At 65.8% G+C, this 20062-nt stretch carries 14 protein-coding genes; 6 read left to right on the top strand and 8 right to left on the bottom strand.

Annotated features, from left to right (window positions below):
- The first annotated feature begins 5 nt into the window (after positions 1–5).
- The 4 genes from AC56LN_RS02510 (at position 6) to AC56LN_RS02495 (ending at position 7377) form a co-directional block, all read left to right on the top strand.
- The gene (locus AC56LN_RS02510; protein ID WP_499569789.1) at positions 6–2033 is read left to right on the top strand and encodes a TonB-dependent receptor; all 2028 of its coding nucleotides are present in this window, start codon (positions 6–8) and stop codon (positions 2031–2033) included.
- A gap of 39 nt (positions 2034–2072) precedes the next feature.
- Positions 2073–2810 (top strand): 2OG-Fe dioxygenase family protein, encoded by a 738-nt coding sequence (locus AC56LN_RS02505; RefSeq protein WP_499569788.1) that lies wholly within the window; start codon positions 2073–2075, stop codon positions 2808–2810.
- Between the two features lie 296 nt (positions 2811–3106).
- Positions 3107–4261, top strand: a complete 1155-nt coding sequence (locus tag AC56LN_RS02500; RefSeq protein WP_499569787.1) for an efflux RND transporter periplasmic adaptor subunit — start codon at positions 3107–3109, stop codon at positions 4259–4261.
- Complete coding sequence (locus AC56LN_RS02495) at positions 4258–7377, top strand: efflux RND transporter permease subunit (protein ID WP_499569785.1); 3120 nt, start codon at positions 4258–4260, stop codon at positions 7375–7377. Before AC56LN_RS02500 ends, AC56LN_RS02495 begins: the two co-directional genes overlap by 4 nt.
- A gap of 10 nt (positions 7378–7387) precedes the next feature.
- On the opposite strand, the gene AC56LN_RS02490 is transcribed toward AC56LN_RS02495, so the two are convergent.
- The 7 genes from AC56LN_RS02490 to AC56LN_RS02460 form a co-directional block, all read right to left on the bottom strand.
- A complete protein-coding gene (locus tag AC56LN_RS02490; RefSeq protein WP_499569784.1) occupies positions 7388–7822 on the bottom strand; it encodes a hypothetical protein in 435 nt (144 codons plus the stop codon).
- Positions 7819–8550 (bottom strand): phosphatase PAP2 family protein, encoded by a 732-nt coding sequence (locus AC56LN_RS02485; protein WP_499569783.1) that lies wholly within the window; start codon positions 8548–8550, stop codon positions 7819–7821. The genes AC56LN_RS02490 and AC56LN_RS02485 overlap by 4 nt, the downstream gene beginning before the upstream one ends.
- The gene (locus AC56LN_RS02480) at positions 8528–10168 is read right to left on the bottom strand and encodes a phosphoethanolamine transferase (RefSeq protein ID WP_499569782.1); all 1641 of its coding nucleotides are present in this window, start codon (positions 10166–10168) and stop codon (positions 8528–8530) included. The genes AC56LN_RS02485 and AC56LN_RS02480 overlap by 23 nt, the downstream gene beginning before the upstream one ends.
- An 86-nt stretch (positions 10169–10254) precedes the next feature.
- The gene (locus AC56LN_RS02475; RefSeq protein WP_499569780.1) at positions 10255–11496 is read right to left on the bottom strand and encodes a sensor histidine kinase; all 1242 of its coding nucleotides are present in this window, start codon (positions 11494–11496) and stop codon (positions 10255–10257) included.
- The gene (locus tag AC56LN_RS02470; RefSeq protein WP_499569778.1) at positions 11483–12172 is read right to left on the bottom strand and encodes a response regulator transcription factor; all 690 of its coding nucleotides are present in this window, start codon (positions 12170–12172) and stop codon (positions 11483–11485) included. Before AC56LN_RS02470 ends, AC56LN_RS02475 begins: the two co-directional genes overlap by 14 nt.
- A gap of 33 nt (positions 12173–12205) precedes the next feature.
- Entirely contained in the window at positions 12206–14212 is a 2007-nt protein-coding gene (locus AC56LN_RS02465) for an LTA synthase family protein (protein ID WP_499569777.1), read from the bottom strand.
- A 245-nt stretch (positions 14213–14457) separates the two neighbouring features.
- On the bottom strand, positions 14458–15129 hold the full coding sequence (locus AC56LN_RS02460) for an ElaB/YgaM/YqjD family protein (protein ID WP_499569776.1): 672 nt from the start codon (positions 15127–15129) through the stop codon (positions 14458–14460).
- A gap of 379 nt (positions 15130–15508) precedes the next feature.
- Between AC56LN_RS02460 and AC56LN_RS02455 the strand changes: the two genes are divergently transcribed.
- A complete protein-coding gene (locus AC56LN_RS02455; protein ID WP_499569774.1) occupies positions 15509–16405 on the top strand; it encodes a cupin-like domain-containing protein in 897 nt (298 codons plus the stop codon).
- Here the strand turns inward: AC56LN_RS02455 and AC56LN_RS02450 are convergent.
- A complete protein-coding gene (locus AC56LN_RS02450; protein WP_499569773.1) occupies positions 16402–18327 on the bottom strand; it encodes a metallophosphoesterase family protein in 1926 nt (641 codons plus the stop codon). The two genes, AC56LN_RS02455 and AC56LN_RS02450, sit on opposite strands and share 4 nt — an antisense overlap.
- Positions 18328–18618: 291 nt before the next feature.
- Here AC56LN_RS02450 and AC56LN_RS02445 point away from each other — a divergent pair, with 291 nt between their 5' ends.
- Positions 18619–19800, top strand: a complete 1182-nt coding sequence (locus AC56LN_RS02445) for a DUF2325 domain-containing protein (RefSeq protein WP_499569772.1) — start codon at positions 18619–18621, stop codon at positions 19798–19800.
- The last annotated feature ends 262 nt before the right edge of the window (positions 19801–20062 follow it).

Genomic DNA, 20062 nt, shown 5'->3' with positions numbered 1-20062 from the left:
TGCCCATGCTGCTTCGTCCCATCGCCTGCGCGCTCGCCGCGCTGTTCGCCTCATCGACTGTCCAAGCCGATGATTTCCAGCTCCAGCGCGTACTGGTCGAAGGCGCCCGCGCCAGCCAGCTCGGCATCGCCGATTCCGCCGGCGCCGGCAGCGCCGGTGCGAAGGACCTGGCCGGGCGCATTGCGTACCGGCCGGGCGAACTGCTCGAAGTCACGCCCGGCCTGATCGCCAGCCAGCACAGTGGCGAAGGCAAGGCCAACCAGTTTTACCTGCGCGGCTTCAATCTCGACCACGGCACCGACCTGGCCACCTGGGTCGACGGCATGCCCGTCAACCAGCGCAGCCACGCGCACGGCCAGGGCTGGACCGACCTGAATTTCCTGATCCCCGAACTGGTGGGCCGGCTCGATTACCGCAAGGGCCCGTATTCGGCGCGCGAAGGCGATTTCTCGTCGGCCGGCGTGGCCTCGCTCAGTTATGCGAATCGCCTGGTGAAAAGCATCGCATCCGCAACGGTGGGCCAGGACGGCTACGCCCGCACGATGCTGGCCGGTTCGGCCGAAGTTGCCGGCGGCAGCCTGCTGTACGCACTGGAGCTGATGAAGAACGACGGCCCATGGACGCGCCCCGACGGCTACCGCAAGGTCAACGCCGTGCTGCGCTACAGCCAGGGCTACGCCAACAATGGCTGGAACGTCACCGCAATGAGCTACAGCGGCCACTGGAATTCGACCGACCAGATTCCACTGCGGGCCATCGAGGATGGCCGCATCGGGCGCTTTGACCTGATTGACGACAGCGATGGCGGCAAAGCGCGCCGCCAGAGCATCTCGGGCATCTGGCGCAGCACGGACACCGATTCGGCCTCGAAAGTGAGCGCCTACGTGATCCGAAACGAGCTCGAACTGTTCTCGAACTTCACGTACTTTCTGAACGATCCGGTCAACGGCGACCAGTTCGCGCAGCCGGACCGGCGCGTGACGACGGGCCTGGACGCCACCCACACGTGGCACATGCACCGCAGCGACACGCTGTCGTCCGACCTGACGGTGGGTGCGCAGCTCCAGAATGACAATATCTACAACGGCCTGTACGACACCCGCAAGCGCGCACGCATCGCCACCACACGCGAAGACCACATCGTCGAGACGAGCGGCGCGGTCTTCGTCGAGAATGCCACGCGCTGGAGCGATGCGCTGCGCACGGTCGTCGGTGTGCGCGCGAATAACTACCGCTTCCGCGTCGATGGCGACCGGCTTGAAAACGCCGGCAAGGCGCGCGACACGCTGGTCACGCCGACGCTGAACATCGCCTATGGCCCGTGGGCCTCGACCGAGCTGTATGCCAACTACGGCCACGGCTTTCACAGCAACGACGCGCGCGGCACGGTTGCCACGGTCGATCCGAAAACCCTTGATGCGGTCGAGCGCACGCCAGGCCTGGTGCGTTCGCGCGGTGTGGAGTTCGGCCTGCGCACCGAGGCGATTCCGAAGATGCAGATGTCGCTGGCCGTGTACCGCCTCGACTTCGATTCCGAGCTGACCTATATCGGCGACGCCGGCAACACCGAGGCGGGCGATCCGAGCCGCCGCTACGGCATCGAGTTTTCCAATTACTACCGGCCCTACAAATGGCTGTCGGTCGACGTCGACGCAGCCTGGGCGCGCGCCCGCTCGCTGGGCAACCGGATACCGGGCGCCATCGAAGGCGTCGCGCAACTGGGCGTGACGGTCGACCGCAGCGGCCCGTGGTCCGGTTCCCTGCGCCTGCGCTGGTTCGGTCCGCGCCCGCTCATCGAGGACGACAGCGTGCGTTCGAAGGCGAGCGTGACGCTCAACGGGCGCGTGGGCTACCAGCTGGCGAAGGACCTGCAGCTGGAGCTCGAAGCGTTCAACCTGACGAACCGGCGCGCCTCGGCGATCGACTACTTCTACGAGTCGCAACTGGCGGGCGAAACGGCGCCCGTGGCGGACGTGCATTTCCACCCGATCGAACCGCGCTCGCTGCGCCTGACCCTGGTCAAGACCTGGTGAGGTCTGGCCCGGCGCGGGTGAAAGTGCTAGGCTAGCGGGATGACCACTCCGCCCCTGCCCTATCTCGATCCGTCGCACCTGACGGCCGCACTGCGCGACACCGGCTACGCCCTGCTGCGCCCTGACGACGTTGCTCTGCTGGCCGGCTGCAGCCTGCCGGAACTCGCCACGCTCGTACCGAGCTGGGACCGGCTCGAACTCGACGATTACCTGAAGGATGGCGGGCGCTATCGGCGCCGGCGCCACTCGTGCTTCATCGACGACGGCGCCAGCCTCGTGCAGACGCCGCACCGCGCGCACTGGCAGCCGGTCGAGTACAACGCCCTGCACGGCGGCATGCACCGCCTGTTCGCGCCGATGGAAACAGCCACGGTCGCCAACCCGGCCTGGGAACGCCTGCTGCACGCACTCGGCGCAGTCTGTTCGGCGGTGACGCCGGTGCAACCGTGGTTCGTCGAAGCGCACCAGTTCAGGATCGACACGGCGGACGGCATCGGCCGCCCGACCCCCGAAGGCGCACACCGCGACGGCGTGAACTTCGTGGCCGTGATCATGATCGGCCGCCACGGCATCAAGGGCGGCGAGACGCGCGTGTTCGATGCCGACGGCCCCGCCGGCCAGCGCTTCACGATGACCGAACCCTGGACGCTGTTGCTGCTGGACGACGCGGCCGTGATCCACGAATCGACGCCGATCCAGCCGCTGGGCGAGCATGGCTACCGCGATACGCTGGTACTGACCTGGCGCGCCGGGTCATTCCAGGGCGAAAACGCTTAAATAAAGCAAAAAAAACGCCCGCAGAACCTGTTGGTTGGCGGGCGGCAAATCCAATTTTCGGAGAAAAGTGGAGGAGACAGTTCCAATATAATCCTTTTTATTGTGCAGTGCAATACGGTAGATCTACTGTTGTAAATTTGCAGAATACCCTGCCAACAGGCTCATTTTTTCGCACCGCACTATTTGTAACGACACCCGTGCAGCCCTGCCGGGCGCGTCACATTTGCTACACTCAGCTGCTTGCCGGAGCGCCGGACCGCCGGATTGCTGGACCAGGCCGCGATCACCCAGACACCATGAAAACCATTCGACATCCACGTGCCCTTGCCATCGCCCTCGGGGCCGCGTCGCTGTGCGCCGTCGTTGCGCTGGCACCGATCAACCGCGCCGACGCCAAGGAAGAAAAAGCTGCGCCGCGCCCTGCCCTGAGCGTCACCACCACCCGCCCCGCCACCGCCAGCCTGCCGATCAGCCTGACCGCCAACGGCAGCATCGCCGCGTGGCAGGATGCCGTCATCGGCAGCGAATCGAACGGGCTGCGCCTGAACGAAGTGCGCGTCAATGTCGGCGATGTGGTCAAGAAGGGCCAGGTGCTGGCCGTGTTCGCGGATGAAACCGTGCGCGCCGATATCGCGGGTGCGCGCGCCGCGCTGCTCGAAGCGAAGGCCAATGCCCAGGAAGCCAAGGCGAATGCCGACCGTGCCCGCGCCCTGGAAAGCTCCGGGGCTCTGAGCGCCCAGCAGGTCACGCAATACGTGACGGGCGAGCAGACTGGCGCCGCGCGCGTCCAGTCCGCCCAGGCCACGCTGACGCAGCAGCAGCTGCGCCTGAAGTACACGCAGGTGACGGCGCCCGACAGCGGCGTGATCTCGGCGCGCAGCGCCACCGTCGGCGCCGTCGTCGGCGTGGGCACCGAACTGTTTCGCATGATCCGTCAGGGCCGCCTCGAATGGCGCGCCGAAGTGACGGCGCAGGACCTCGGGCGCATCAAGGCGGGTACGCGCGCCACCGTGCGTGGCGCCAGCGGGCTTGAAGTCACGGGCAAGGTGCGCGTCGTGGCGCCGTCGGTCGATCCGCAGACCCGCCTTGCGCTGGTCTATGTCGACCTGCCGCCGGCGCTGTCGGGCGATATGCCACTCAAGGCCGGCATGTTCGCCAGCGGCCGTTTTGAACTGGGCACGTCGAATGCGCTGACCGTGCCGCAGCAGTCGATCGCCGTGCGCGACGGCTTCAGTTATGTGTACCGCCTGAATGCGGACAGCCGCGTGAGCCAGCTGAAAGTCACCACCGGTCGTCGCCTGGGAGACCGGGTCGAGATTGTCGGCGGCCTGGCGGCCGACGCGCCCATCGTCGTCACCGGCGCCGGGTTCCTGAATGACGGCGACCTGGTACGCAATATTGCTACGCCCGCAACCGCGCCAGCTGCAGCACCGGCAAAGGCTGAGCGATGAATTTCTCCGCCCTGTCGATCCGCAATCCGATCCCGGCGATCATGCTGTTCGTCCTGCTCACCGTGGCAGGACTGATGGCCTTCAATGCCAGCAAGGTGCAGGACTTCCCGGACATCGAACTGCCGATCGTCACCGTCACCGCCGTCCTGGACGGCGCCGCCCCGGCGCAGCTCGAAACGGAAGTTGCGCGCAAGATCGAAGACTCGGTCGCCACGCTGCAGGGCATCAAGAACATCTACACGCGCGTACTCGATGGCGTGGCCACCGTCACGGTCGAATTCATCCTCGAGCGCGATTCGGCCGAAGCCGTCAACGACGTGCGCGACGCCGTCTCGCGCGTGCGCGCCGACATGCCGGCCGAGCTGCGCGAACCGACCGTGACCAAGGCGGCCACCGCAGGGCGCGTCGTCTCGACCTTCACGGTCGCCGCCGCCGAAGGCTCGGGCCTGGACGACCAGGACCTGAGCTGGTTCGTCGACAACGACGTCGCCAAGCGCATGCTGGGCGTGCCGGGCCTCGGTGAAATCCGCCGCGTGGGCGGCGTCACGCGCGAGATGCGCGTGGAGCTCGATGACCAGAAGATGGCGGCGCTGCGCGTCTCGGCGCTGGATATCTCGCGCCAGCTGCGCAATGTGCAACGCGAAGCGCCGGGCGGCCGGGGCGATGTCAGCGGTGTCGAGCAATCGGTGCGCACGCTGGCCACCGTCGGCACCGCGCAGGCACTGGCCGCGATGGAGATCCCGCTGCCGGACGGGCGCCATGTGCGCCTGGACCAGGTGGCGCGCGTGCTCGACACCGTGGAAGAACCCCGCGCGCTGGCCGAACAGGATGGCCGCCGCGTCGTCGCCTTCGAAGTGTTCCGCACGCGCGGGGCCGGCGAGATCGATGTCGCCACCGGCGCCCGCGCCGCGATGGAGCAGCTCAAGAAAGAAAACCCGAAGCTGATCGTCAATGAAGTGATCGACAACTCGGTGTCGGTCGACGAAAACTTCGACGCCTCGATGCACATGCTGTACGAAGGTGCGCTGCTGGCGGTGCTGGTCGTCTGGTGGTTCCTGCGCGACTGGCGTGCGACGCTGATTGCCGCTGCCGCCCTGCCCCTGTCGGTGATTCCGGCCTTCCTGGGCCAGTACCTGTTCGGCTACACCCTCAATATGGTCACGCTGCTGTCGCTGGCCCTCGTGATCGGCGTGCTGGTCGACGATGCGATCGTCGAGATCGAAAACATCTCGCGCCACCTCCACATGGGCAAGTCGCCGATGCAGGCGTCGCTCGAAGCGGCCGACGAAATCGGGATGGCGGTGATCGCTACCACGTTCGCGCTCGTGGCCGTGTTTTTGCCGACCGCCTTTATGGGCGGCATCCCCGGCAAATTCTTCAAGCAGTTCGGCTGGACCGCCGTGCTGGCCATCCTGGCCTCGCTGCTGGTGGCGCGCCTGCTCACACCGATGATGTGCGCGTACCTGCTCAAGGCGCCGAAGAACGCCGGCGTGGCCGGCCACGAGCCGCAAGACAGCGCGATCATGCGGCGCTACCTGGCCGTCATGCAGTGGTGCCTGCGCCGCCGTGGCCTGACGATGCTGGGCGCGGCCGTGTTCTTCGCGGGCTCGCTGGCGCTGGTGCCGCTGCTGCCGACCGGCTTCATGCCGCCGGCCGACCGCTCGCAGACCCAGGTCAGCGTCGAATTGGCGCCGGGCGCCACCTTGGCCCAGACCCGCGCCGTGGCCGAACAGGTACGCCTGGCGCTGATGAAGGTAGAGGGCGTCACAAGCGTCTTCAGCTCCATTGGCGGCGGCTCGAGCGGCGACGCATTCTCGCCCGGCGCCGCGGCCGAAGCGCGGCGCGCGGTGCTGACCGTGAAAACGGTGGACCGGGGTGACCGCGACGTGAAGCTGGGCGTGATCGAAAACACGATCCGCGAACGCGTGGCCGCCATTCCCGGGGCGCGCTTCACGGTCGGCATTCCCGACGCCGGCACCAAGATGCAGCTGGTGCTGCGCAGCGAAGACGCCAATGCCCTTGGCATTGCAGCGCGCCAGGCCGAGCGTGAATTGCGCGGCCTGCCCGGTGTCGGCAACGTCAGTTCGAGCGCCTCGCTGGTGCGTCCCGAAATCATCGTGCGTCCCGACTTTGCGCGCGCGGCCGATCAGGGCGTGACGGCAGCGGCGATCGGCGAGACGGTGCGCGTGGCCACCGCTGGCGACTACGAGCAGTCGCTGGCCAAAATGAACCTGGACGAGCGCCAGGTGCCGATCCGCGTGAAATTGCCGGATACCGTGCGGGCCGACCTGGATGCGATCGGGCGCCTGACCGTGCCCGGCAAGAACGGACCGGTGCTGCTCTCGACCGTGGCCGACATCACGATGGAAAGCGGCCCGGCGCAGATCAACCGCCTGAACCGCACCCGCAACGTCACGCTCGACGTCGAGCTCTCGGGCCGCTCGCTCGGTGAAGTCAATGCCGAGGCGCGCGCGCTGCCCGCCTTCCAGTCGCTGCCGTCCTCCGTGACGATCGCGGAACTGGGCGACGCGCAGGAGATGCAGGCGCTGTTTGCCAGCTTCGGCCTGGCGATGCTGATCGGCGTGCTGTGCATCTACGGCGTGCTGGTGCTGCTGTTCTCGGACTTCATGCAGCCGGTCACGATCCTTGCCGCGCTGCCGCTGTCGATCGGCGGCGCCTTCGTGGCGCTGCTCGTCACCAGCAATGCGCTGTCGATGCCGACGATGATTGGCCTGATCATGCTGATGGGGATCGTGACCAAGAACTCGATCCTGCTGGTCGATTACGCGATCCTGGCGCGCCAGGCGGGCATGAACCGCTTCGACGCGCTGGTCGACGCCTGCCACAAGCGCAGCCGCCCGATCGTGATGACCACGATCGCGATGGGCGCCGGCATGCTGCCGCTGGCGCTGGGCTTTTCGGGTGACCCGAGCTTCCGCTCGCCGATGGCGGTGGCCGTGATCGGTGGCCTGATCACGTCGACGTTACTCAGCCTGCTGGTGGTGCCGGCCGTGTTCACGTACGTGGACGACTTCGAGAATTGGCTCAAGCGCACCGGACGCAAGATGCGGCGCCAGCCGGCGCGGGCCGTCGAGGTCGACAACACGCCGGCCTGAGCGCGACGCTTCAGCGGAGTTCTTCGACGCCGGCAGCCTGCAGCTGCTGCCAGAGCGCGAAGAACTTCGCGCCATCGTTCGCCGGGCAGTGCTGCAACAGCCCGGTCTTGCTTTGCTCGGGCAGCGCGTCGATGATCCGCCCGATCAGCGCCGCATCGTCGTCGCTGACAATCGCCAGCGGATGCGCCCAGCGCGGGCGGCCCGGTTCGCGGCCGAACAGCCAGACCGGCAGCACGCCCACCAGCAGCAGCGGGCACACGACGGGAATCAGGTAAGTCCACCAGGGCGACCAGAGCGCACCGACCAGGCCAGTCAGTCCCAGACTGGCCACGATGGCCGCGCCATACAACTGCGCGCCGCACCGCTCGAGCCAGTCCGGCGGATACGCCCTTGCCAGCCGGTTCACCACGCCCTGCAGACGGACACTGTCGCCGCGCATGCTCATGATGGCGTGGCCTGCAAAGTGGCGATCAGCGCCACGACGATCGTGCATGCGATCCAGATCGACCACAGCGTGTGCGTCATGAAATGCGCGCCGCGCAGCTGCTGCAGGTAGCCGACCGTGGCGCCGGCGCCGATGGCCAGCAGCGCGGCCGCGCGCGCCCGCGATGGCCGCGCCGGCAGCCAGCAGACGGCCAGTGCCACCAGCCACAGGGCGCTCGAAGCATGGCCGGCAGGCAGGCACTGGCCCGGCAGCGTACCGGCCGGGAACGCGCCGAACAGGCGCACGTACGGCTGCTCGCCGCCATAGCGCAGCAGGTCCCACGGGCAGTGCGATGCGCTCAAGTGTTTCAGGGTGCTGGTCACGACCGGCACCAGGACGGCGGACAGCGCGACGATACGCAGCTGCAGGCGGCCAAGGGCGCCCAGCGCGGCGCGGGGCCGCCAGGCATCGACCAGCGTGTAGCCGACGACCCCCACCGCCAGCACCGTCAGGAGCTGTTTCAACATGACATGGTTGAACGTGACCGTCAGCCACGCATCGCGCCAGGGAAAGACGCGGCGCTGCGCATCGAACATGGCATCGGCCAGCACCAGGTCGAGATCCGTATAACGACCGAGCCACAGGATCGCCAGCGCGCTGGCCACCAGGAGAGCGGCCAGGCGTCGCAGGGCGCGCGCCGACAGCAGCGTGGTAGCGCCGCGCACCTCACGCACCCCGCACGCAGGCATGGAACAGGTCCAGGCGCGGGTTGAGCACAGCCGTGTTCACGTCGAGCATCCCGAGCACGGAATGGAACACATTGTCATGCGACAGCGGTTCATTGCGCCGCGCCGCCAGGCAGCGCCGGTCGATGCGGAAACGATCGCTGAAGCTGTCCGACATCCACAGCATCATCGGCACCTCGGTCTGCTCGCGCGGTGCGAACAGGTACGGCGCGCCGTGCAGGTAGACGTTGTTTTCGCCGAGCGACTCGCCATGGTCCGAGAAGTACAGCATGGCCGTATCGGCGTCCTGTGCGGCCGCGATCGCGCGCAAGCCGTCGATGGTCTTGCTCAGGAAGTAATCGGTGTACAGGATCGTGTTGTCGTAGGCGGCCCGGATCGATTCGCGCGAGCACGTGTCGAAGTCATTGCTCGCGCACACCGGACCGAAGCGGCCAAACCCCTGCGGGTAGCGGCTGGCATACGCGGGGCCGTGGCTGCCCTTCTGGTGCAGTACGACGACCAGGTCCTTGCTGCTGTTGGCGAGCAGGCCCGGCAAGCCATCGAGCAGGCGCTCGTCATAGCATTCGTCGCCGCTGCAGTGCACGTTTTTACCATCGGGCCGCGACAGGTCCTCGTACCCGACGCGGTTGCAGACGCCCTTGCAGCCCGAATTGTTATCGCGCCACAGCACGGAAAAGCCCGCATGCGCCAGCACGTCGAGCAGGCCTTCCTGGCCCGCCCCCTTCGACTGGCTGTAATCGTTGCGGCCGAAGGCGGAAAACACGCACGGCACCGACACCGCGGTCGCGGTGCCGCATGAACTGACATGCGAAAAATTGATCAGGCCAGCTTGCCGGGCCAGCAGCGGATTGGTGTCGCGGGCGTAGCCGTCCAGTGAGAAATTCGCCGCCCGCGCCGTTTCGCCCACGACGATCACGGTCAGGGTCTTGCGGTGATGGCCGGCCCAGGCAGCGCCTTTGACGGCATCGCAGCCCAGCGGCGCGACCACGATCTGGGCTGCCCAGCGGCTGCGCAGATACCCATCCACGGCTTGAATCAAATTGGTGGGCGTGAGCAGGAAGCGCAATTCGCGGTGCTCGTGCAGCGTCGGCGCCAGGCTCTTGAACAGCAGCGCCAGCAGGACTAATGCCAGCAGCAGCGAACCGCCGGCATTGCTGCTGCGCCTGAGCAGCCCTTTCACCCCACTGGGAAACTGGATATTGGCGCGCGCGATCCACAGCGATGGCAGCACGCCCAGCAAGCCGATCCTGGCGGCCATCTGCCAGCTGATCAGTTCGGTCGCTTCGCGGGTGTCGGTCTCGAACACATTCTGGATCATCGCCTTGTCGATGACGATCCCGTAGGCTGCGATGAAATAGCCTGCCGCGGACGCCACCAGCACGAGGGCGATCAGCACCGGCTTGGCCAGGTAACGGAAGCTGGCCAGCGTCAGGCAGGCATTGAAGAACAGCACGACGATCAGGAAGGTGCCGGCCAGCATGGGCAGGCTGGCCAGCGACACGCCCCCGGCGGCACGGGCCAGCACGCTCCAGAAGGTGACGTTGCCCAGGCTTGCCAGCAACAGCGCCACGACCAGCACCAGCAGCGACGCATCGATCCGTCTTGCAAACAGTTTGTCCATCTCACGCCCTTGTCAACATTGCAGCAAACAACGCTGCAGTACTTCAAGGATAGAAAGGATGACTGCAAGCCACCGTCAACGCGGCGTTAGGATGGCGTGAACGACACAGGAAAAATGATCGTGAAGCGGCTGCCGCCGCTTGGCCGGTTCTCGTACACCAGCGACGCGCCCAGGTATTCGCAGATGCGCTTGACCAGCGACAGGCCCAGCCCGGTGCCGGCCGACCCGCTCGACGGGATCGGGCGTGCACCCTCGCCCAGCGTCTGCCGCACCGCATCCGGCAAGCCGCGCCCCGTGTCTTCGACCGTGATGCGGCCGGGTTCGATCACGACCGTCACCTCGCCCTGTTCGGTGTACTGGCAAGCGTTGCGAATCAGGTTGGCAATGGCCGACACGCACAGTTCAGCAGGGGCACAAATGCGGAAGGCCGCATCGCCGACACAGCGCAGCGTCACTGGCCGGCCCGTCACCATGGCCTGGTAGCGCTCGGTTTCACGGCGCGCGATCTCGTTGACCGAGACCGGAGAAAACAGGGCGAGCTGGGGTGCGCGCGCCAGCACCAGCAGCACCGTCACGCACTCCGTCGCTTCCTGCGCCGCCCGGTAAATGCGCTGCGCCGGCGCCTGCACCGCCGGGTTCCTGCCATTTTCGACGAGGATCTCGGCTGCGCCCATGATGACGGTCAGCGGCGTGCGCAGCTCGTGGCTGACGTCGCCGGTGAACAGGCGTTCACGGTCGAGGTAGTCACGTAATTCACGCGTGTGCGCGGCCAGCGCGCGCGCCAGCGTCCCCAGTTCGTCGCCCCGTTCTGTGTGCGGCAAGGCAAATGCGCCCTGCCCCACGGCATCGGCCAGTTCGCGCAGCGGCGTCACGATGCGCCGGCCGACAAAACGCCCCAGAAACAGCGCCAGCGTGACGAAGCCGGCGAAAAAGGCGGCGAACATCGAGTACACCAGGATCTCGATCTCTTCGTAATCGCTTTCATGGTCGACCACCACATACGGCCCCCGTTCGTCGGCGCCGGCCAGCACATGCAGGCCGATGCCATCGACCTCGGCCTCGGACACGCCCGCCGGCAACGCGCGCAGCGACAGCGGGATATCGTCGCCCCGGTGAAAGCGCAGGCCCGCCGGCAGGTCGGCCGGCAGCCCGGCAGCGGCCCTGGGGCGCGCCCATTTCTCGACTTCGGCCAGGCGCTCGTCGACCAGATGCACTTCGATGCCTTCGACTACCAGCGCAGCCAGCACGGCAAAGAACAGCGACAGCACCACACCGAACAGGATGAAGGCGCCGACAATCGGCCGGCTGAGCGAACTAGCCGGGCGCATCGGGCATCGCCAGCTTGTAGCCGACACCGGCAATGGTATGGACCATCGGGCTGGCAAACGGCTTGTCGACCGCCTGGCGCAGTGCGTGGATGTGCGTGCGCAGCGCATCGCTCTCGGGCCGGTCTTCGCCCCACACCGCCTGCTCGAGCGCCTCGCGCGAGACGATGCGCGGGGCCGCCGCCATCAGGCTGCGCAGCAGCACGTAGCCGGTCTTGGTGAGCACGATCTTTGCGCCATCGCGCGACGCCTGCTGCTGGTCGGGATCGAACACGAGCGGACCGAAGCGCAGGACGCGGCTGAACGCATGCTGCCCGCCCGCGCGGCGCGCCAGGGCTTTCAGGCGCACGTCGAGTTCGACCAGGGAAAACGGCTTGATCAGGTAGTCGTCGGCGCCGCTGTCGAAGCCCAGCACCTTGTCCTGCAGGCTGTCGCGCGCCGTCAGCATCAGCACCGGCGTCGCGCTGGAGAGCTCGGTGCGCAGCTTCTGGCACAGCTCCAGGCCACTCAAGCCGGGCAGCATGACGTCGAGGACGATGACGTCGTAGTTGTTTTCAGAGGCCAGCGCCAGCCCGCCATAGCCGTTGCGCGCCGAATCGACGGCGTAGCCCTTCGGCTCCAGGAAGCCGTACAGGTTGGCCAGGATGTCCGGGTTGTCTTCGACGATGAGGATGCGCATGCTGGTCATTGTAAGGCGAATCGGTCGCCGTTTTCAGCGCGGGCGATAGCGCTGCTCGCGGTACAGGATCGACGGAAGGATCACGTGCGCCATCGCCTTGTCGACCTGGGCCTGCGTCGGGCTGCCGCTGCCCGGGCTGAAATGCCCGCTGGCCGCATCGTACTGGCCCGCCAGCGGCGATTGCCCGGGCCGCAGCACGGTGGCCGAGGTGCCTTCGAGGTAGGCAAAATAATCGTTGAACTGGATCAGCGCGCGGCCCGGCGTCGTGCTGTCCTTCGCGAGGTCGCGCCCGATCATCGGGTGCGTGCTCGACACGCCCAGCAGCGACAGCAGCGTTGGCGCCAGGTCGATCTGGCTGGCGATCGTCGTGATGTGCTTCGGTTCGATATCCGCGCCCAGGATCAGGCCCGGGATATGAAATTTCTTGATTGGCACGAGGCTGTCGCCGTACACGCGGTTGTCGTGGTCGGCCACGATCAAAAACACCGTGTCTTTCCAGTAGGCCTGCTGCCGGGCTTCGCGGATGAACTTGCCCAGCGCGTAGTCGGCGTACTTGACGGCGTTGTTGACGGTCTGCTTGTCGGGGTCGTGCAGCCCGATCTTACCGTCCGGGAATTCGAACGGCTCATGGTTCGACGACGTGAAGATCAGGCTGAAGAACGGCTTGTTCGCGGCGTGCAGCGTGTTCAGGCGTTCGAGCGACTTGTCGAACAGGTCTTCATCCGACGCGCCCCAGCTGGCGACGAACTTCGGCTTCATGTCGCCGATATCGACGATCTTCTGGAAGCCGTTACCGGTGAAGAAGCTGCGCATATTGTCGAAGTGCGCTTCGCCGCCGTAGACGAATTCAGTGTGGTAGCCCTGGTCGCCCAGGCCGGCTGCCAGCGTGTAGAAATTCTGCTGCGACAACGACAGCTTGACCGTGCTGCGCGCGGGCGTGGGCGCGTAACCGGCCACCACCGCCTCGATGCCGCGCACCGAGCGGGTGCCGGTCGCGTACAGCTGCTCGAACCACCAGCCTTCGCCTTTGAGCTTTTCCAGCTCCGGCGTGACGGCCAGGCCGCCCAGCGACTCGACGAACGTCGCCCCCAGGCTTTCCTGCAGCACGATGACGAGGTTCAGCGGCCTGGTGCGTGCAACGGCCGCGCCCTGGTAGTGCTGCGTCGGCTGCTCGGGATTCGTGAAGCGGTACTCGCGCAGCCACGGCGCCGCCTTCACTTCGGCAAACACCTTCTCGCGCGGGAAGTCGCCATAGATATCGGACGACTTGGCCTCATTGTCCATCGAGCGCATCGCGTCAAGCACCGACCAGGCCGAATTGATGACCAGCGAATTGACCATCGCATCGCCCGTCAGCGCGAACATGGCCGGATTGGCAGGCCGGTGGCCGGTGGTCGAGCGGATCTGCATGAACACGAGCAGGCACAGGACCGGCCACACCAGCAGCATCTTGCGGCTCGGCCACATCGGCGTGCCGGCGGATGCGCCTTTGAGCAGCCGCACCAGCGCTGCGCCCAGCAGCACGGTCAGCGCACAGCCCAGCAGCACCGCAGTGCGGAAACCGTGCCACAGCGTGGAAAAGACTTCGCGGGGATTGTTCAGGTATTCGATGAACAGGCGGTTCGGGCGCACGTCGTACTGCATGATGAACTGCGGCGACGCGACTTCCATGAACAGGATGAAGATCAGGGCCACCGTCGTCCAGCCCAGCGTACAACGTTGCCACAGGCGCGCCGTGCGGCGGTGTGCCAGCAGCGGCGCCAGCAGCAGTGGAATGGCCAGGAAATAGCCCAGCAGGATCAGGTCGGCGCGTACGCCCTGCAGGAAGATCTCTGGCACGACGCCGGTGGCGTGCACGCGCTCCCATTGCCAGGCGACCATTGCCAGCCGAAAGCCCGACAGCAACACCAGCCCGATGACCAGCATCTGCACCAGCGGCGCAAAGGGGCCGGCCATGCGTGTGCTGCGCGCCAGCCAGGAGGATGCAGGAGGCGTCGGGGCACTGGATGACCCATGCAGGTAGAGCTCGTCAGTATTCATGAATCCGTCGGATTTGTCGGGCCTTACCCTGCCCGGCGATAAATCGATCACGCGGACCTTGATCCAACGCGCCTTCTGATGCGATACGGATGCTAGATTGCCTGCTGTCACCGCGACGTTAATCAGACGTTAAGAAAGCGTTAAGATACAGGACGCAAAAAAGCCTGACCAGCAGATGCTGGTCAGGCTTCGGATCGGCGCATCGATGATGCGCCTGGATCAATCCACGGTATTAAACTGTGAAATTAATCGCGGTACGAGTTGTAGTCTTTGCGGTAGTCGTTGCGATAATCGTCACGATAGTCGCTACGGTCGCTCGAGCCACCCAGCAGCTTGGCTAGGATGAAGCCGACGCCGACTGCAGCCAGCAGTGCGCTGCCTGGGTTGTTCTTGACGTATTCCTTGCCCTGGGCCGACAGGTCCGAGTACTTCTCGGTGATCTGGGTCGAACGGTCGCCGAATTTCTCTTGCGCGGTGCTGATCAGGCCAGTGACCTTTTCGACGCCGGCATGTGCCTTCGATGCGATGTTGTCAACGACTGGCTGAGCGGCTTGCGCTGCCTTGTCGATGGCGCCGTGGGCTTTCTCTGGCGTGATCGACGAGATCGCTGCCTTGATGCCACCTGCGGTGTTTGCTGCGGCGTCGCTGATCGACGAAGCGGCCGACGAAGCGGTCGACGAGGTCGATGGCGTCGATGGGGTCGACGACGAACCGGTGGTCGAGCCCGACATGTTGCCGGCGCCGGTGCTGGCGCTGCTGCCGCTGTTGCCCAGACCGCTGTTGCCGGTCACGCTGCTCGTGCCCAGCGAACCGGTGCCGGTGCTCGACGACGACGCGTTTTGCTGGTTGCCCGAACCTGGGTTCGAAGCGTTGGTTGCGTTGATGCCTTTACCCTCGGTAGACTTTTGATTATCCATGATGTAACCCTCATAAAATAGTGATCAACGCGGAGTAGAACGAAATTCGACTAGCACCACATCTTTGATTGAATAAGTCCGATACAACAAGCGGGAACGATCTTTGACTGCGCTACATCAACATCGATTTGAATCGGCGTCTCTGTACATTTTCTTTGCGTCCCATCCCGGTTGGCCACCTTGCGGCGACTTTCCGAGTCGCAGTATCGGATTCACTGCGTCGCGATACAAAAAATACAATGGCGCCCTTCCCCAGACCGTGCGCTGCCTAACAGAACCGTCACATCGGTTCATAAAGCGGTCATTTTGGGTGATTTAGGCGCACTTTGCTGGCAGCTGGCAGTACCATACGCCCCCATTACAGACAGGAACGAAGCACATGGCAGGAGAGAAGGACCCGGGCGCGGCGCGCCTGCCGCCACTGCGACGCACGGACGCGGCGCAGGCGGAACAGGATGCCGCAGCGCGCGCGCAGCGCGATGCGCAGGTGCGCGGCGTCGACTCGATTCCCGGCATGCGCGAGGCAATCAAGGCCGCGGCGCGGTCACTGCCCCCGTTCACCCACGTGCCGTGCCTTGCGCGGCTCGATGCCGCGGCGTTTCGCGCGCATGCGCTGGCCGGCATGCCATTCCTGGTGACGGACGTGGTCGGGCGCTGGCCGATCGTGCAACTGGACATGACCACCTTGCGCGCGCAGTACGGCCACCTGCCCGTGCGCGCGCGCGTGGGCGACTACGTGCACACCGCATTCGCGCCGGACCGGGCGATGCAGGACATGCTGCTGCGTGACTATCTGGATCTGTCCACGCCTGTGGATTCGGGGCTGCCGCCGTATGTGGGCAACCTGGCGCTGCGTGAACTGAACCGGCTATGCCACTGGCCAGCGTATTTCGACAAGATGGGCCCACCCCGCTTCTGGATCGGCCCGGCGCGCACGATCACACCGCTGCACTGCGACTATGATGACAATATTTTCGCCCAGATCCGCGGCGTGAAGCGGATCTTCCTGGCCCCGCCCCACCACGACGCGTATTTGTATACGCGGGAAGCCAATCCGCTGTTGTTCGGCTCACCAGTGGACCCGGAAGCGCTGGACGACGCGCGCTTTCCGCTGGCGCGCCAGGCGGCGCTGGTGGAAGTGATCGTCCGGCCGGGCGACATGCTGTATGTGCCGGCCGGCTGGTACCACCAGGTGCGGGCGCTGGAATTTTCGCTGTCGTCGAACCGCTGGGCGCGCGGGCTGCCGCTGGCGCTGGCGGACCAGCAGCCCCGCTAGGCGGCCTTCTTCGGCCGTTCGGCCACGCGCTCGGCTGCCTTTTCCTCGCCCAGCTTCAAAAACTGCGTGGAAGGCCGGCCATCGGCGTTGTGCTGCACGATGCGCTCGGGCCGGCCCTTCGCATCGAGCCAGACCTGGCCGATGCCGGAACCGTTCCACAGGCGCTCGCCGTGCTTGCGCTGGTCGGGCAGGTGCGGCGTGATCGACATCGCGCGCCGCTTGGTGAACCAGTTCAGCGGCGAGCGCGGCGAATACAGCCAGCGATTGAGGCGGTCGAGCCAGTTGAGCAGGTCTTCGGGGAATTCGTTCTTGAAACCGCTGCTGGTGATCTGCCAGATGTGCGGCGGCCGCGTGTCGTCGCGCACTTCGACGTCATAGGCGAACGAATAATGCACGTCGCCCGACAGGATCACGTAATTGCCCGGCGTGCGCGAGTGGCGGAAGATATTCAGCAGGCTGCGCGCCGCGCCGCGGTGCGCCATCCAGTTTTCGGCGTCGACCGTCAGGGCCTGGCCCATCAGCGTTGCAATCTTCTGCACCACCTCGATCAGCTTCACGCCAAACATCGGCGCCGCCGATACGATCACCGCCGCCGTCTCATCGATAAGCTCATGCTGGAACTCGGTCAGCGACTCCCAGTCCATCAGGCCGGACGGATGGCTCGGGCGGCGCTGGTTGCGCCAGCGCCGCGTGCGGGTATCGAGCACGATCACGGCCGGCTGCGTGCGCAGCATGTAGTCCCACTGCCGGAAGGTCAGCAGCCGCTCGATCAGCGCGCCATGCGGTTCCGGTTCGAGGCGATTCCGGGAATCCGGCCTGGCGGCCATCGCCGCCATGTCGTCCAGCACCTCGCCGAAGACATCGGGCCGGTTGCCCCAGCCCTGGCACAGCATGTAGGCCACCAGCGCATTGCCCATGATGCGGCGCGAGAACGGGTGGCCGTAGGCGGTCTTTTCCCACTTGTACGACAGGTTCCAGTCATCCGTGACGTCGTGGTCATCGAAGATCATCAAGGTCTGCACGTGCGCCATCAGGCGCGCGGCGCGCGGCAATTCGTCGCAGAAGCCGTGAATAATGCCTGCTTCCTCGTGCCAGCGCTCCTGGTGCTTGGGGTCGAGTGCGGGCATCGCGATCTCGCCAATCACCTGCCATGGCACCGGCGACCAGACCAGCAGGTACATCGCCAGCACTTCGCCCAGCGTCATCAGGTGGTTGTCGGCGTTGGCCGTCGTGAAGATCGGTTTTTCGACGCCGCCGAAGAACTTCTCGCGCAGCGCCTCGCTCGACTTATGGGCCGGCAGCAGGCGCTGGCGGCCATAGTAGCCGTCGGGATGGGCGTACAACTCGTCGCTGTCGGCGACGATGGCGCCTTCGACGCATTCGCCGAACAGGCCCAGGCGCTCGATCAGCGCATGGGTCGCGCCCAGCATCGGCCCGGCCACGTCGTCGGCATACACCTGGTCGCCAGCCAGCAGCAGCATCGACGGGCGCTCGCCGGCCTGGTCCACGTGTCCGGCAATCAGATCGTCGCCCCGCGCCAGACCGTCGCGCGACGGGTGATGCGGCTTGCGGCACGAGCCATACAGGATGTTGTCGGAGCGGCTGCGCAGCACCATGTTCGGCATGGTGGCGCCTTCGTGCACCAGATGAGGCGCCCAGGCAGCGATGCCCTGTTCGGCGCCTTCGACATCCGTCAGCAACAGGTCGTAGTCGATCAGCGTGTCCTGCGGCAGTGGCGCGGGCAGCGTGACGTCGATGAAGTGAATGTGCGCATCGCGCCCGATCGGAATGATGCGGCACGAATCCTCCCCCACCACCAGCCGCTGCGCCTCGCCGCCATGCGGTTCCAGCACCAGGGTGAAGGATAACGGCGTGCTGCCGACCAGCCAAAGGACGAGACGGCCAGGTTCGAGGCGGCGCAACAGAGGACCGACGAGGACGGATGGGAGGCCGTTGGGGGTGTGTAGGTGGATCACGCGGACGACGGCTGGCTGTGAAAAAAGTCGGGTCAGTGTAACAGAGCCATCTGGAAATCAAAGTTGCTCATGCACGCGCGCGGGCACGCAGGATCACGTCAGATGCGTTTTCGGAAATAGTCAGGGAGATGTAAATTCTGCTTGCACGACGCGCAGACTGCGATAGAATAAATGAGAATCATTATCATTTGATGGAGGGCACTGTCCTCCTGCCACTTTCTGTGCCAAGGATCTGCCATGTGCGATAAACATGCTTCGACCGTACCCTGCTCCAACGATGGCGCGCTCAGTTCGCGCCGGCGGCGCGTCTGGGAGTTGTCGCATGCGTCGCATTGTCCGCTGGTGGGCGTGGGCCTGCCGCTCAACGGCTTGCGCAAGCTGGTCGAGAAGGTGACCGGTGGCAAGGTGCTGCATGATGATTACGATATTCACGTTGGCACCGTCAGCGAATGCGCATTGCGCACCCCTGTTGCGGATGCCGTGCAGAAGGAACTCGAACGTCGCTATGCGCAGCATGTCCAGCGCTTCCGCGCGGCCAAGACCACCGAGCAGGTCGAGGCGTTGTGGGCGGCGGCCGTTGCGGCGGGCGACGTAGCGGGCGCGTTCTGGGCTGGCCTGTCGCATCCCCGCTGCACGGTGGCACTCGAAGAAAAGATGTGCCGGGATATTCACATGGTCCAGCACCAGGCCGGCGCCTGCGCCCGCGCCGATCTCAACAAGTTCAATGCGATCGTTGCCGACCATACCCGGCTCGAACGCGACGTCGCCCGCCTGCAGGAACGCTGCAACGCACTGGCGCAGGAAAAAGCGCTGGACGCCGAGCGCCACGAGCAGCTCCTGATGACGGCGCGCGCCGCCACCATTGCCCGCGATGGTGATGTCGCCACCCTGCGCGCCGAGCTGGCGCGCCTGCAAGCCAGCGTCCCCGATCTCGATACGCGCGAACGCATGGCCGAACGCATCGCGCAACTGGAAGCGCGCGAGCAGGGTTTGCGCGCGCAGGTTGCCGAGCTGAAGGCGTCACGTGCCACAGCGCCGGATGCCGACGAAGCGCCCGCGCCGGAACCCGTCGCCGTGCCTGTGGCGATGCCGGTACGGCTGCACAACCGCGCCGTGCTGTGCGTGGGCGGGCGTAGCAGCAGCGTGCCGATCTACCGCACGATGATCGAACGCGTCGGCGCCCAGTTTGCGCACCACGACGGCGGCCTCGAAGACAGCAGCAGCCAGCTCGATGCCAGCCTGGCCGCCGCCGACCTGGTGATCTGCCAGACCGGCTGCATCAGCCACAGCGCCTACTGGCGCGTGAAGGACCATTGCAAGCGCCATGGCAAGCGCTGCGTGTTCGTCGACAATCCGAGCGTATCGAGCCTGGCGCGTGGGCTGCAGGAAGCTGCGACCGAAGAGACCCAGCCCGGTTAAAGCGGCAGGCGCTCACTGCCAGCAAGCGGCTCGTCGCCGCCAGGCAACCCATCTGCGTCGTGTTCGTCAAGGTGACGGTGCGAGGCAAAACCGGGGCCAGCGCGTGCGATGACGTCGCGTTGGTCATTGGCCCTTTCGTCGATTTCAGCCACCCGTCACATCGACGACCAAGACATCGAAGTCATTGTCAACCGCAACGCCGCTGCGCCGAACAGCTGTTGACGCACCAGACCAGGCAGCCAATGACGGCTTGACCTCCCGC

Source organism: Telluria sp. ZT3P26 (assembly GCF_059686035.1).
Note: the sequence above shows the minus strand (reverse complement) of the source record. Positions and strands in the feature narration are given on the sequence as shown.

Bases quoted from the DNA above. Each gene is read 5' to 3' on its own strand.
- AC56LN_RS02510 (WP_499569789.1), top strand. From the start codon at position 6: ATGCTGCTTCGTCCCATCGCCTGCGCGCTCGCCGCGCTGTTCGCCTCA.
- AC56LN_RS02495 (WP_499569785.1), top strand. From the start codon at position 4,258: ATGAATTTCTCCGCCCTGTCGATCCGCAATCCGATCCCGGCGATCATG.
- AC56LN_RS02455 (WP_499569774.1), top strand. From the start codon at position 15,509: ATGGCAGGAGAGAAGGACCCGGGCGCGGCGCGCCTGCCGCCACTGCGA.
- AC56LN_RS02475 (WP_499569780.1), bottom strand. From the start codon at position 11,496: ATGCGCCCGGCTAGTTCGCTCAGCCGGCCGATTGTCGGCGCCTTCATC.
- AC56LN_RS02505 (WP_499569788.1), top strand. From the start codon at position 2,073: ATGACCACTCCGCCCCTGCCCTATCTCGATCCGTCGCACCTGACGGCC.
- AC56LN_RS02445 (WP_499569772.1), top strand. From the start codon at position 18,619: ATGTGCGATAAACATGCTTCGACCGTACCCTGCTCCAACGATGGCGCG.
- AC56LN_RS02470 (WP_499569778.1), bottom strand. From the start codon at position 12,172: ATGCGCATCCTCATCGTCGAAGACAACCCGGACATCCTGGCCAACCTG.
- AC56LN_RS02480 (WP_499569782.1), bottom strand. From the start codon at position 10,168: ATGGACAAACTGTTTGCAAGACGGATCGATGCGTCGCTGCTGGTGCTG.
- AC56LN_RS02485 (WP_499569783.1), bottom strand. From the start codon at position 8,550: ATGCCTGCGTGCGGGGTGCGTGAGGTGCGCGGCGCTACCACGCTGCTG.
- AC56LN_RS02460 (WP_499569776.1), bottom strand. From the start codon at position 15,129: ATGGATAATCAAAAGTCTACCGAGGGTAAAGGCATCAACGCAACCAAC.
- AC56LN_RS02490 (WP_499569784.1), bottom strand. From the start codon at position 7,822: ATGAGCATGCGCGGCGACAGTGTCCGTCTGCAGGGCGTGGTGAACCGG.
- AC56LN_RS02465 (WP_499569777.1), bottom strand. From the start codon at position 14,212: ATGAATACTGACGAGCTCTACCTGCATGGGTCATCCAGTGCCCCGACG.
- AC56LN_RS02500 (WP_499569787.1), top strand. From the start codon at position 3,107: ATGAAAACCATTCGACATCCACGTGCCCTTGCCATCGCCCTCGGGGCC.